Consider the following 13,191-nt stretch of genomic DNA (forward strand, 5'->3'; position numbering starts at 1 on the left):
ACCAGGAAAACCCGACCAGTCGTGTGAGCCTCAAAGCTCGCATCCTTGATGTGACCCCTTGGTTCTCGGACTTCATCAGGGCCAGCGGAGATATGATCCGCGCTAAAGGCCGGACATACGATCGCAGCCGTCCAAGTCGTTCGAAGTGCCAAATTGTGCTTGCCATCAGAGGCCGTCCACATATGACGACTGGGGACCCGAACCGCTCACCGCCGACCAGCGCCGCGATCTGCTCGAGATTGTCGATGATCGCTACGACAAGGGATCCTTGTTGATCACAAGTCAGGTCCCCGTGTCGCAATGGCACGACGTCATTGCCGATCCCACCCTTGGCGATGCGATATTGGACCGCATCATTCACAATGCGCACCGCCTCGAGCTCAAAGGCGACAGTCTACGGCGTCAGGCTGGCGAAAAGAAAAAACCGTGAGCACCTCGCGCACGATCGCCCCGCCGGCCCACAGGCCCCTCCCGCGCGCGTCGCTCCGTCGCTCATGGGGGCACTCCGCGCCGCGCACGGGGCCCTCCCATGGACCGCCGGAACGATCTCCGAACCAACCCGCCAGCCTTGACCAGGAGACCATTTCCAGCACACATAAACCCGTCAGTCGTGTTCGCCTCCGCATCTGATCACGATCGCTGGAATCCGTGATCACCATCGCCTGGAACACCTGATCACCATCCCTGGAATGCGCAACCACGACGCCGGCAACCTTTTGTCTCGTCCCAGCGTACTGTGTCATCTCATCTTTGCAGTGGAGCAATCCCTGCATAACGCGGTGCGAGATGCGTTGAAGTCCGTCTTCAGCTAGGAATTAGAATCTGATTGAAAGGCCCACTGTTTTGCCCTTGCCAGGTACTTACGTCGGCGCTTTGATGGCGACATGCGCAGACCTATCCGTCGCGGCACTCTCTCCGATGGCCGACCGGTAAAGATCACCTTGGGTGAGATGCGCGTGACTGCTGTCCGCGATCTCCTAGTCTTCTGCGAGGACTATCGATGCAGCCACAATGTCAAACTTAGGGCGGGCCTATGTGGATGGATAGCCGGACCACTTTCGCCTGTCGGATCGACTCGCGGTTCATCTGCAAGGCCTGCGGCAGGCGCGGCGCGGTCCTGTGGGGTCGTTCAGAACCTACCATGATGAGCATCTTGCCAAGCTAGAAGCGCGTTAGATCAGACTTATGAAGCTCACCGCCGAAGTTCCCTTTGCCAACCCGGAAGCCGCAGCCGTAACCCGGACCACCTGTCAGGCTGGTTAAGAGAGTGCGCGCGAACCATCGTGCGAGGGAGCCCGGACCTCTTTTAGCTTTGATGGGCCGCTTGGAAACCTTGCAGCTAACGGGGTTGACAGGCGTTATGTCCGGTCATCGGTGCCGCGCTCCAACGACGATCGAATGCCGCGGAAAGAGCTGCTGAGGCTTCCTTAAACCGCGCACCATCCCCGTCGCGTCAAGATAGTCAGTCAAATATCCGCCGGCTGACGTTGATGATGAAGGCCGCTGGCACGCCGATTATTGCGCCGAGAAGCCCATAGCCGAACGCGCCAACCGCCCCGATCATCACCGCGCCATAGAAGAAGCCGATCCCAGAGCACAGGGCAGTCATGCCCAGCAAAGTCTGGTCGTTTCTCTCTTCGATCCGGTGCGAGCGCCGCTCTTGGGGCTTTGCACATAAGGCCCAGATGGCTCGCGCGAGCCGCAATGCGGACAGGCCACTGCGGAAAACGAAATATTGCCGCCGCAGTCATAGCACCCCATCAGCTCCCGTTGTGCGCGCTGGTTCGTCATCGGCCCCATGTAGCCTCCCCGTTCTGACGGCGCTATAAGCTTCACCCGTGACCCAAAGTAAGCGCTGCAAATCGCGGAGGAAGCAGAAATCCTTGGAGAGAGCCGCGCACCATCCGCAATCAAGCCGCTGCCGGCAATATCCCCGGTGCTGCAAAGCTGTTTGGGACCTGGATTTTCGACGTTGCGCTGTTGCAGGCCTTTGTTGCTTAGAAAGAACGTGAGACATCGAATGCCGGTCGGCGGCTCATGAGGCCGCGACGCCGAGAAACGCCACCCCCGCCACGCCAAAAGCCCAGCGTTGCTGAGACGATCGCGAAAATGCGGCTTAAACTGAAGCAGAGCCAGAACCAGACGAAAAGTGAAGGCAGCGAGCCCGGCAAGCCTAACCTCTCCGCGCTTATGGCGCCTGGCCAGAGCGAAATCGCGCCTCATTGATGTTTTCTGAGCAGAAAGACGGCGGCTGAAGGTCATTCTACGCTCATGCTCGTCGTGACCGACATGCTAAATTGCGCCTGCTGTTTGCCAGGGGTCAACATGGTCAATGAGCCACCACCTATGGACTTCTTCTATGAGCTGAAAAAAGGATCGCCTCTTCATAACGTTCGGAACAACAGCGCCGATTCGTTCAGCATCATGCCCATTGACGAAGGCTCTGATGCAGTACACCGATTCCAACGTGTCGCTCACGATGCGATCGCGTTCGCAAACGACGAATACACGGTGATCCCCCACAAACGCTCCCGGTTCGGCGTTAAACTGTATGACATGGTGGTGATACAACGGGCCTCCGCCTAAGCGCTCCGCTCAGCTTGTCCGGTCGAGGCTAGGATGCTCAGAAACGGCTCTCGCCGATGGACCAAGGAAGACGACAAGCGCCTTCTCTATCTCGCTTCAAATAACGAAGCGCCCAAGCGGATTTCCATCCTACTTGAGAGAAGCGAAAACGCAGTCGCTCAACGGCTCAGGCATCTTCGACTGAACCTCTCCAAAATACGGCCTCCCTCCTGAGTCAGTGGCCCAAACGCGCAGACCGAAGCCCCGCACCGGTTGCCACTGACAATCTCAGCCGACGCGCTCTCGACAGCTCGATCACAAAAGATCACAGCCAGCTCGGCTCACGCATCAGAGCACTATCTCCGGCGAACGTATGTGGCCTGGTGCGGCCGGCGGGTATCTGTCTTCTCTGTTCGAGACGGTTGCGGGACGGGATCGGAGTGCTTTCGCAAATCGCGTCAATATTGCCGCCTTGCGGGAGGCTTGGCCGTTCACCAAGTGGCTATGCTAACTGGGTGAGCGGTATGGATAAACGTCGAAAGCGGCAGCAACACATCGAATCAGAAAGCGGTGTTCCTGCCTCACGCGGATCAAACCATCTCTCATGTCTACTATCCCGTCTTCGGTGAGGAGGGCCAAACGTTCAGCTGAATGAAGAAGCGGAATTGGATCAAATCCGTGGGCGGCACTGATTGCCGGCACGTCGGCCTCCAGATCGCACATCAGCCGCTCGATTATGGCGCTTCGGACACGATCTTCCGGGGTGAGACAGTAGCCCTTTAACGCCGCCAGACGGCCAGCTCTGATCTGCCGGCTGTAAGAGCCTGCAGTAACTTCGTTCTGGACGTAGCCGTCTCCCAACCGCCCAATTGCAGACGGCCCGAGCCCGATAAGGGTTTTACAGGTGTCTGCCGAGTAACCCAAGGAGTTTCGCCGCAGGCGACCGGCTTTTTGCGCCAGCACGAGATCGTCCTCGTGCAAGGCGAAATGGTCGAGTCCAACTTGGCGATAGCCGGCGGCAACCAGCGTATCGGCCACCGCCGCTGCCTGTTCAGCGCGGGTACCGTTATCAGGCAACTCGGCCTCGTCGATGAGGCGCTGATTGTGCTTGAACGAAGGAATGTGCGCATAGCCGAAAACCGCAAGCCGGTCGGGGCGCATGGCCGCAGCTAATCTTGCACTCCGCACGCATGACTGCACCGTCTGCCTCGGAAGGCCGTAGATGAGATCGAAGTTGATACGGCTTATTCCATGCTCGCGCAGACTGTGGACAGTAGCCTCCGTCTGGGCCTCAGTCTGAGCCCGATTGATGGCATTTTGAACAATTGGATCAAAGCTCTGCACGCCCAGGCTCGCGCGGCTCACTCCGGCTGCAGCTAAAGCTTCGGCCATCTCTGCCGTGAATGCACGCGGATCAATCTCGATTGCGATGGTTGCCGATCTCCCGAATGCGAAGTGAAGACGCAAATGTCCCATCAAATCCAGGAACTCCGCCGGCTTGATGAGTGTGGGCGTCCCGCCGCCGAAGTGTACGTCGTTCACAGGTAGTTCTTTAGGCACTCGCTCCGTCACCAAACGGATCTCTTCACGCAGCACCGACAAATAATCAATGATTGGCGCATCGTGCAGGGTCACGCCCGTTGGAAAGCCGCAATACCAGCAAATCGAGCGGCAAAACGGAATGTGAAAATAGAGCGACACTGGCTCACACGGTGGCAGGCGGCTCAGCCAATTCTCATAGGCCTTGGCGCCGACCTCAGCGGAGAATTGTGATGCAGTTGGATAGATCGTGTACCAAGGCACCTGGGCATTACAATATTTCTTCAGGATTGACGGCTGCAATGGTTACTATCCTTTGCCTCTATTCGCATCGCCTTGCTCTCGATCGGTGAACTACAACACAATGCAGAGGCTCTCTTCTCGCTGCGAAAGAGTGCACGCGTTTGCGCCATGAAAGTTTCTTTGTGACCAATGCTGAGCAGCGGTCTCGCCGGTGTTCTCTCCTAAATCCGGTGCCCGCGATCGTTTGCCGGTCTCAAACCGGCTTATTATGGGCGAGCATCAAAAAGGACGTCGAACTAGAGTTTTGGCCTCGAGCCGATTTCATACGAAGCGATCAGCTGCCTTGACAGATCGGCAGAAGCTACCCGAAGGCGATGGCAGATCCTCCGCGCTTCCTGATTCCAATGTTGAACCCGCAGTGTTGAGAGGGCTGGCTAGCGAGTACCCGTGCTCGCGGGAGGCCTCCTCAGGTGCTTGAATGAGGTGGTCAACAACAGCGTAATCCGATCTGCCGGAGCCGTCCGTAAAGTGAACTTTCGTTTCTACTTGCAATCGATCGCGTCCTTCGATCGTCAAGGTTGCGCTTCTCACTGAGGACTTTGAGTGCCATTCCACTTCTAGGCTTCCAGAGTAGGCCTCGGAACTCTGCGTCCGTGCAATGCCCCAATAGCAGTCGGTCGGACGACATCTGCCCCATGCATGAACGAGGGCCTTGTCGAACTGCTGGTCGACAAATATGTGTGTAATAATGCCGTCGCTACGATTTTCGTTTGACCACGTTCCGGCAAACTCAGCCATTGTCGCTCCGCCAACGTTGCGTGCTTTCAAGGTATTGGTTTGCTCGCCAATAGCTGGTCGCAGAAGCAGGAGCGCGAGCAGCACGACGGCGGACGATCGCAACATTGTATTTGTCCAGTTAGTTTGACATTCGAAGGCTTGGCAACAACTGTGCCAGCCAGCTGGATCCGGAAATAGGAACGTTTGGAGTGGAGTTCCTGTCTACAGCTCAGAGATGCCTCGTCTGAAGTCCGACAATCCGTCGCCCCAGCAGACGGCGCGTGCCAGGCTTCTTACGTCCTTGTTCGATTAAATTGGATTTGAAGCTGCGTAAGTGCTCACTTACGGCATGAGCCAGAACGGCTTCATCGAGAGTTTTAATGCCGGAAGCGCGATGAACTGCTCAAGGAGACCTTGTTCTTCGATCCCCGCGCCAAGATCGGGTCGCTACAATCTCCGGCGGGCTCACTCGTCGGCTGCGCAACCCGGACCAGCTCTGCCGATCGTCCGTTGCTCCACCCGCGCCACTTGGGCGTACAAAACCCCGAGACCGCTTCAGTGGCAGGTCACTGCCATCCATTCTCACCTAGTTGATTCAGTTGTCATCCCGCAGACTTTAAACGAGGACACTCCGCCTCTAGAATGCTCTGCTCCGATCAGACTTTGTCACCCGACGGACTAGTGGTTCATCACCGTGATTTCGACGTTTTGATACCGAGCCATTCGAGGATCGGCAAGCTTTCCGGCGGCACGAGGATTTCGATGCTTCTGGGGACGCCGGGTTGACGCCGGATGAAGCCGTTTCGTTCGAGGGTGACGATCATCTGGTGGACCGAAGGCGGGCTGACGCGGAAGTGGCGCTGGATGCCGGCTTCGGCGGGTGGACGTCCGAACATGTGGGCGTAGGTATGGATGAAAGCCAGGTAATAACCCTGCTTCTCGGTGAAGCGCGCGCCTGATTTTTGACTCATCGTTGGATTCGTCCCGGCCTCCGACAAGGAGGCAAAGCATGAATGTACGTTATCGGGTGTGCGCCGTGCAAAGGCGGCGCTTTCCAGTGGGTGCAAGCCCCACCCGGCAAACGCTCCAGCCGGAAGCAATCGGAGCAGTCATGGAGGTAACGAAGTGGCTGAAGCCTTCGATGTAGCGCGTCGATCTGGATGGGAAGGCGCGGCAATCTGGATGGCGAGTCAGTGTCGCGGCGAGTTGATGATCGCCGCGCAGATTGTCGCGCGCAAGAGTTTTGTTGAAGTCTGATTGTCGCGGAGCGTCAATCAGCGACGGTTTTGATTGTCGCGTGCGAGGGCGGCCGTCCTGGACCGCGTTTTCGCTCGAGCGCGGTGCGCCTGCGGTAGCTCTCGACGTTCATCTCGACGATGGTAGCGTGGTGAACGAGACGATCGATGGCGGCGAGCGTCATGGCAGGGTCCGGGAAGACCTTGTTCCATTCGCCGAAGGGCTGATTGGCGGTGATCAGCATTGAGCGGCGCTCGTAGCGTGCGCTGATGAGTTCGAACAGCACGCTAGTCTCGGCCTGGTCCTTGGTGACGTAGGCAAGATCATCGAGGATCAGGAGATCGAAGCGATCAAGGCGGTTGATGGCGGCCTCGAGGTTAAGCTCGCGGCGAGCCAGCTGGAGCTTTTGCACGAGATCGGTGGTGCGGGTGAAGAGGACGCGCCATCCGTTCTCGATGAGGGCCAGGCCAAGAGCTGCCGCCAAGTGGCTCTTGCCGCCGCCGGGCGGCCCGAACAGGAGCAAATTGGCGCCTTTGCCCAGCCAGCTGTCACCGGCGGCGAGCGCCATCACCTGCGCCTTTGAGATCATCGGCACGGCCTCGAAGTCGAAGCTGTCGAAGGTCTTTCCGGCGGGCAGCCGTGCTTCGACGAGGTGTCGTTCGATCCGACGGCGGCCGCGTTCGGCGATCTCGTGCTCGGCGATGGTCGCGAGGAAGCGGCCGGCCGGCCAGCCTTCCTTGTCGGACTGTTCGGCAAATTGCGCCCACAGCACCTTGATGGCAGGCAGCCGGAGCTCGTTGAGCAACAGATTGAGGCGCGCGGCATCAACGGTGTTGGTCACGCTCATGCGGCACCTCCGGTCTCGGCGGTACCGATGAGGCATTCGTAGGTCGCAAGCGGCACGAGCTGCACCACGACGTTCGGCAGGTTGGCGGGGTCGGGGGCAAAGTGAGCACGCAGCCGGTTGAGGTCGGGCAGTCGGCCGTGACCTGCCACTGCGTATTTCCTCCAGAAGGAGTTAGAGTCCGGCCCGAAGAAGGACGGACAGATGAAGCGAGCAAGGTTCACGGAAGAGCAGATTATCGCGGTATTGAAGGAGCATGAGGCTGGGGCGAAGACAGCCGACCTGGCTCGCAAGCACGGTGTTTCCGAGGCGACGATTACAATTGGAAGGCCAGATTCGGCGGCATGGACGTTTCCGAAGCGAAGCGGCTGAGGGCCTTGGAAGAGGAGAACGCGAAGCTGAAGAAGCTTCTGGCCGAGCAGATGCTCGATGCGGCCGCCCTTCGCGAGCTCCTTTCAAAAAATGTATGGTCCGCACCGTCCGTGCAAGGGATCGTAACAGCGAAAATGACGCTTCCAGTTGCATAAATGTATCCGGCCTCTCGCGAGTGGACTGCTGTTGCAGCCAGGCCATGATGAGATCCGCGCACGCCGTTCCCAATAAATGGTTCGGGCACGAAGCCCGCTTTTTTGCACAGGGCTTACGGCATGTTGATCCACTGTTTCGTCATCACTATTCCCGAGCCTTGCAATCTCGCCAGAAGTCGTCAGGTGAAAGCAGGATCCCTGCGTTCGTAGAGTGCTCCTGGCTTGTTCAAGACCACCCAGACAATGCGAGCCATCTTGGCGGCTAGTGCGACAACGGCCTTATTCGGATGCATCCGAGCTTGGAGCCCGTCGAGCCAGCTTCCCAAGCGATCGCGCGTTCGGTCCAGATGCCGGAAGCAGGATCGCGCGCCATGCACTAGAAGTTTTCTCAAATAACGATTGCCGCGTTTGCTGATGCCAAGCAACGTCTGTTTTCCGCCGGTCGAGTATTGTCTGGGCACCAACCCCAGCCAGGCAGCAAGGTCGCGAGCCTTGCGAAACTGCAGCCCATCACCGATCGCGGCAAGCACAGCGGTCGCACCTAATGCGCCGATACCAGGGATTGTCATCAGCCGGCGTGTAACGTCCTCTCGGTTAGCGACCGCTTCGATCTCCCTTGTCACTTGGCGGATCCGTTCTTCGAGGCGGCAGAGATCGGCGTAGAGATCGCCGACCAGACGCCGCATCACCGGTGATATACCGTTTCCTTCGTCTTTCAAAGCGAGCGGTAGCTCGAGCTTGAATATTCCAGCACCCTGACGCAAAGGTACGCCATACTCGAGGCAGAAAGCCCGCATCTGATTGATCAGGCGTGTCCTCGCGCCGACCATCTGGTCACGGATTCGATGCAGCGCTTGAAGATCGACCTGGTCCTCCTCCTTCACGGCGACGAAGCGCATTGTCGGTCGCGTCGTGGCCTCAGCGATCGCCTCGGCGTCGATGATGTCGTTCTTGTTTGACTTCACGTAGGGCTTCACGAATTGCGCGGGGATCAGGCGCACCTTGTGACCAAGTGCCTGTATCTTCCGGGCGAGCCACTGTGAACCGGCGCAGGATTCCATGCCAACTATGCTTGGTTGTGCGCGAGCAAAGAACTGAAGAAGAGTGTCCCGTCGAAAGCGAACTTTCTGAACAGGTGTGCCGTCGCAGCTCAGGCCAACGACGTGGAACAGGTTCTTGCCAATGTCGATTCCATAGACAGCCGCAGGTCGCGGCAAATTGCGATGGGCCATGATACTCTCCTCTATTGATCTGACCTCCCCCATGATGAGGGAGGAGGACGGTGCGGACCATCCCATTAATGGTAGGGCCCGCCGCCAAGCGCGCTGCGATCGCGCATCTGCAGGCCGTCATGAGCCTGTCGGAACGGCGGGCCTGCTCGATTGTGGGGGCGGATCGGAAGATGATCCGCTATCGCTCCAGCCGGCCGCCGGACGCAGTTCTGCGTGGCCGATTGCGCGATCTCGCCAACGAGCGGCGGCGTTTTCGGCTATCGCCGGTTGTTCGTCTTGCTGCGGCGGGAGGGCGAGCCATCGGGGATCAACCGGATCTACCGGCTTTACCGCGAGGAAGGGCTCACCGTCCGCAAACGGCGGGCTCGCCGCAAGGCCGTGGGGACCCGTGCCCCGATCCTGGTCGAGGCGAGGCCGAACGCGCGCTGGTCGCTGGACTTCGTCCACGACCAGTTCGCCACTGGCCGACGCTTCCGCATCCTCAACATCGTCGACGATGTCACCAAGGAATGCCTGGGCGCCATTCCGGAGACGTCGATCTCGGGGCGGCGCGTGGCCCGCGAACTGACGGCAATCGTCCAGCGACGCGGCAAGCCAGGAATGATCGTGTCCGACCATGGCACCGAATTCACCTGCAACGCCATGCTCGCTTGGTGCAAGGACGCAGCCATCGATTGGCACTTCATTGCGCCGGGAAAGCCGATGCAGAACGGCTTCGTCGAGAGTTTCAATGGCCGGATGCGCGATGAGCTACTCAACGAGACCCTGTTCTTCGATCTCGATGACGCCCGCGCCAAGATCGCCAACTGGGTCGCCGACTACAATCTCCAGCGTCCCCACTCGTCGCTGAAATACCTGACCCCCGCGGCCTACGCCGCCCACCTCACCGCAACGGACGATCGGCTGCGCAACCCCGACCAGCTCCGCCGATCGTCCGTTGCTCCATCCGCGCCACTTGGCGTACAAAACCCGAGACTCTAACTGCCGCTGGATGAAAATGCAGTGGCAGGTCAGCCGGCGTCAAGGTCGACCGTGAGTTGATCGGCGAGTTCGGCTTCGCAGCCGCGGTCATGAGCGAGCGCGAGAAGATCGACCATCATCCGGCAGGCCTTCTTGTCCGGCAAGCGCTCGCGCAATCGGTCGAAGGTTCTCCGATAGCCCTCGCGCGGGAACAACCTGTCCCGATAGACCAGATTGAGAAGCGCCATTGGCTTGCGCCGCAGGGAATGGATCACGTGCCGATAATCGACGACCTGATCGTACTTGCCATTGGGATGCGGTCGCCCGCGCGGCAAGGTAAGGAGGTGCGTGCCGCCGACGAACACGTCGAGGTGATCGTCGTAGAGACGCGCCCGCAGCCGGTGACCGATCAGGCGCGACGGCACGGTGTAGAACACCTTGCGTAGGATGAAGCCACCAGATGACGTCACGCGGACGATCACCTCTTCGTAGTCGGAGGTGCGGCGATCAGGCAGCCCTTGCAACACCACGCGCTCGCTATCGATCCGCTTGGCGTTGCGGGCATTGCGGCGGCTAACGATCTCGTCGATGAAGCCGCGATAGCTGGCAAGATCGTCGAAGTCGACAGTTCCGCGCAGCAGCAAGGCGTCGGCGATTGCTCGCTTGAGATGACCGTGAGGCCCTTCGATCGAGCCATTCTCGTGGGCGACGCCTCGATTGTTGCGGGAAGGCCGCATGCCGTAATGGGCACAAAGGGCCTCGTATCGCTGCGTCAGATCGTCCCGTGCATCACGATCGAGATTGCAGAATGCGGCCGACAGACTATCGGTCCGATGCTCCCGCGGTGCCCCACCGAGCGACCAGAGGGCATTCTGCAGGCCTTCGGCCAGGGCAACGAAGCTCTCGCCACCGAGCACGACGTGGGCGTGCTCGAACCCGCAATAGGCCAACCGGAAGTGATAGAGGCGATGATCGAGCGGCACGCCAGCGATGGTGACCCCAAGCTCGCCCATGTCGGTGAAGTCGGAGAGGCCGAGTTGGCCAGGCTCGTGGGTTTGGCGGAAGATCACCTCCTGCTCCTCGCCATGGATCGCCCGCCAGGCGCGGATACGACGTTCCAGGGTACGACGGATACCGGTGCCGAGATCCGGATGACGTCGGAGCATTTCCTCGAAGACCGCCACCGGGCGTAAGCCAGGCGCCGACTTCAGGATCGGGACGATCTCGGCCTCGAACACCTCGCTCAACGGGTCCGGTCGTCGCCGGCCGCGGGGAGCCTTCTTTTGCGATGGAAGTCGGGGATCTGTCTCAATCCGATAAGCGGTCGATGCACTGAATGACGCCTTGGCTGCGGCCACTGGCGGGCTATCGGTCTGTCGGTACTTCATGTAGAGCCTCATCTGGTGATCTGTGATGTGTCGCGGTGACAGCGCGAGTGTGCAGGCCGTAACGCGAGTGAACGCCGAGCAAGCCTCGAAAAGGACGATGCGCAGGCCGACCCGACGACCCTTTCGGGGAAGGCTGATACGGCTGGGGGAATGAGCGAAGTAGTACGCTCAGCCGCTGCGCCGGGGTAGTGGCGACAGCATGTACACAAGGAAAGCGTACGCAACACGGGAGGCCCCACGACGTGGTCAGGGATGACCAACCGGACGCCCGCGAGGGACAGGTCGGGTGCCGTGGGGATGCGGAGGGGTTCGTAGTACCGGTGAAGCCGGGTAACGCCGGTGGAGGGAAGGGACCTCAGTTCAAGACGAACGCAAGACGTAGTGAGGGACCTGGGGATTGGGCAACCTATCGACTCCGAAGAGTGTTCAGAAACTGCAGACGGCGTTGCACGCGAAAGCGAAGGCAGAAGCCGGCTACCGCTTCTATGCCCTGTACGACAAGATCAGCCGGGAAGACCTCTTGGCCCATGCCTATGCTCAATGCCGCTCCAACAAGGGCGCACCGGGTGTGGACGGCCAGGACTTCGCGGACATCGAAGTGTACGGGGTGCAGCGGTGGCTTGGCGAACTGGCGCTTGCGCTCAGGCAGGAGACGTATCGACCGGACCCCATCAGAAGAGTGTACATACCGAAGGCCAATGGCAAACTCAGGCCGTTGGGCATCTCGACCTTGCGCGATCGAATCTGCATGACCGCAGCGATGCTGGTGCTAGAACCGATCTTCGAGGCCGATCTTCCACCAGAGCAGTACGCGTACCGTCCCGGGCGAAATGCCCAACAGGCGGTGGTCGAGGTGGAAGAGCAGCTGTTTCGCGGCCACCCGGAAGTCGTCAACGCCGACCTCGCGGACTACTTCGGGAGCATTCCGCATGCCGACCTTCTCAAGTCGGTGGCGCGCCGGATTGTTGATCGGCGCGTGCTGCATCTGATCAAGATGTGGCTGGAATGTCCCGTGGAAGAAACCGACGATCGAGGACGGAAGACACGTACGACCGAGGCCCGGGACAAGCGGCGCGGCATCCCGCAAGGCTCACCGATCTCACCACTGCTGGCTAACCTCTACATGCGCCGGTTTGTACTGGGATGGAAGATGCTCGGGCTGGAGCGAAGCCTCGGCTCTCGCATCGTGACCTATGCCGACGACCTCGTGATCCTGTGCAGGCGGGGCAAGGCTGAAGAAGCCTTGCGACAATTGCGCGCGATCATGGGAAAGCTGAAGCTGACGGTCAACGAGGACAAGACACGCATCTGTAAGGTGCCGGAAGGAGAGTTTGACTTCCTGGGCTACTCGTTCGGGCGGATGTACTCAGCGAGAACCGGCCAGGCGCGCCTGGGGTACCGGCCATCGAAGAAAAGCATCAAGCGCATGGTGGAAACCATTCATGCGCTGACGGCCCGAACTGGGACAGGGCAGGACACCGCAGAGCTGGTGGCGAAGTTGAACCGCACGCTGCGCGGATGGGCGAACTACTTCAATGTGGGCACCGTCACCAAAGCGTATCGGGCGATCGACAACTACACCGCTGTGCGGTTGCGCCGGTGGTTACGCAGCAAGCACAAGGTCAGGCGACGCAGGGGCGGGACCTATCCACTCTCGCACCTCTACGGGCACTTCGGGCTCGTACGCCTAACCGCGCTTGGGCGCGACCTGCCGTGGGCGAAGGCGTGAGGTCTTGTCCGAGAGCCGGATGCGGGCGATCTGCATGTCCGGTTCGACGAGCGGGATGTGGAAACGGAGCCATGGCTACACCACTAAGGCACCGCCAGACGAAAGAGGCGGAAACAGATATGTGCAGCCTAAAGCCACCGCGCCACATCTC

General features: G+C 59.7%; 11 protein-coding genes and 4 pseudogenes. 6 read left to right on the forward strand and 9 right to left on the reverse strand.

Annotated features, from left to right (window positions below; genetic code table 11):
• Positions 1-184: 184 nt before the first annotated feature.
• Positions 185-430, forward strand: a pseudogene (locus ACNJYB_RS08145) (ATP-binding protein); the annotation flags it as partial.
• A 1,032-nt stretch (positions 431-1,462) separates the two neighbouring features.
• Here ACNJYB_RS08145 and ACNJYB_RS08150 read toward each other — a convergent pair.
• A complete protein-coding gene (locus ACNJYB_RS08150; RefSeq protein WP_439373473.1) occupies positions 1,463-1,609 on the reverse strand; it encodes a hypothetical protein in 147 nt (48 codons plus the stop codon).
• The gene (locus ACNJYB_RS08155) at positions 1,606-2,262 is read right to left on the reverse strand and encodes a hypothetical protein (RefSeq protein WP_439373474.1); all 657 of its coding nucleotides are present in this window, start codon (positions 2,260-2,262) and stop codon (positions 1,606-1,608) included. Before ACNJYB_RS08155 ends, ACNJYB_RS08150 begins: the two co-directional genes overlap by 4 nt.
• 9 nt (positions 2,263-2,271) lie before the next feature.
• On the opposite strand from ACNJYB_RS08155, the gene ACNJYB_RS08160 reads away from it, so the two are divergent.
• The gene (locus ACNJYB_RS08160; protein ID WP_439373475.1) at positions 2,272-2,586 is read left to right on the forward strand and encodes a hypothetical protein; all 315 of its coding nucleotides are present in this window, start codon (positions 2,272-2,274) and stop codon (positions 2,584-2,586) included.
• A 486-nt stretch (positions 2,587-3,072) separates the two neighbouring features.
• Here the strand turns inward: ACNJYB_RS08160 and hemN are convergent, their stop codons facing one another.
• The 3 genes from hemN to ACNJYB_RS08175 all read right to left on the reverse strand — a co-directional run bounded on the left by hemN (position 3,073) and on the right by ACNJYB_RS08175 (position 6,095).
• Positions 3,073-4,407, reverse strand: a complete 1,335-nt coding sequence (gene hemN / locus ACNJYB_RS08165) for an oxygen-independent coproporphyrinogen III oxidase (protein WP_439373476.1) — start codon at positions 4,405-4,407, stop codon at positions 3,073-3,075.
• Positions 4,408-4,668: 261 nt separating this feature from the next.
• Positions 4,669-5,250 (reverse strand): hypothetical protein, encoded by a 582-nt coding sequence (locus ACNJYB_RS08170; RefSeq protein WP_439373477.1) that lies wholly within the window; start codon positions 5,248-5,250, stop codon positions 4,669-4,671.
• A 563-nt stretch (positions 5,251-5,813) separates the two neighbouring features.
• Positions 5,814-6,095, reverse strand: a complete 282-nt coding sequence (locus ACNJYB_RS08175) for a LexA family protein (protein WP_439373478.1) — start codon at positions 6,093-6,095, stop codon at positions 5,814-5,816.
• Between the two features lie 154 nt (positions 6,096-6,249).
• Between ACNJYB_RS08175 and ACNJYB_RS08180 the strand changes: the two genes are divergently transcribed.
• The gene (locus ACNJYB_RS08180; protein ID WP_439373479.1) at positions 6,250-6,381 is read left to right on the forward strand and encodes a hypothetical protein; all 132 of its coding nucleotides are present in this window, start codon (positions 6,250-6,252) and stop codon (positions 6,379-6,381) included.
• A gap of 13 nt (positions 6,382-6,394) precedes the next feature.
• Here the strand turns inward: ACNJYB_RS08180 and istB are convergent, their stop codons facing one another.
• Together istB and ACNJYB_RS08190 are read right to left on the reverse strand one after the other, a co-directional pair.
• Positions 6,395-7,207, reverse strand: coding sequence for an IS21-like element helper ATPase IstB (gene istB / locus ACNJYB_RS08185; protein ID WP_439373480.1), 813 nt, complete (start codon positions 7,205-7,207; stop codon positions 6,395-6,397).
• Complete coding sequence (locus ACNJYB_RS08190) at positions 7,204-7,356, reverse strand: hypothetical protein (RefSeq protein ID WP_439375816.1); 153 nt, start codon at positions 7,354-7,356, stop codon at positions 7,204-7,206. The genes istB and ACNJYB_RS08190 overlap by 4 nt, the downstream gene beginning before the upstream one ends.
• Before the next feature lie 52 nt (positions 7,357-7,408).
• Between ACNJYB_RS08190 and ACNJYB_RS08195 the strand changes: the two are divergent.
• A pseudogene (locus ACNJYB_RS08195) lies at positions 7,409-7,671 on the forward strand (transposase); the annotation flags it as partial.
• Between the two features lie 239 nt (positions 7,672-7,910).
• On the opposite strand, the gene ACNJYB_RS08200 reads toward ACNJYB_RS08195, so the two are convergent.
• Positions 7,911-8,963 carry an IS110 family transposase gene (locus ACNJYB_RS08200; protein WP_439369438.1) on the reverse strand — a complete coding sequence of 351 codons (1,053 nt, stop codon included), beginning with the start codon at positions 8,961-8,963 and terminating at the stop codon, positions 7,911-7,913.
• A gap of 68 nt (positions 8,964-9,031) precedes the next feature.
• On the opposite strand from ACNJYB_RS08200, the pseudogene ACNJYB_RS08205 reads away from it, so the two are divergent.
• A pseudogene (locus ACNJYB_RS08205) lies at positions 9,032-9,944 on the forward strand (IS3 family transposase); the annotation flags it as partial.
• A 35-nt stretch (positions 9,945-9,979) separates the two neighbouring features.
• Here ACNJYB_RS08205 and istA read toward each other — a convergent pair.
• Positions 9,980-11,353: pseudogene (istA, locus tag ACNJYB_RS08210) on the reverse strand (IS21 family transposase); the annotation flags it as partial.
• 355 nt (positions 11,354-11,708) lie between these two features.
• Between istA and ltrA the strand changes: the two are divergent.
• Positions 11,709-13,040 (forward strand): group II intron reverse transcriptase/maturase, encoded by a 1,332-nt coding sequence (gene ltrA, locus ACNJYB_RS08215; protein WP_439373481.1) that lies wholly within the window; start codon positions 11,709-11,711, stop codon positions 13,038-13,040.
• The last annotated feature ends 151 nt before the right edge of the window (positions 13,041-13,191 follow it).

Origin of the sequence: Bradyrhizobium sp. SMVTL-02 (assembly GCF_051853005.1) — a bacterium.
Lineage (GTDB): Bacteria > Pseudomonadota > Alphaproteobacteria > Rhizobiales > Xanthobacteraceae > Bradyrhizobium.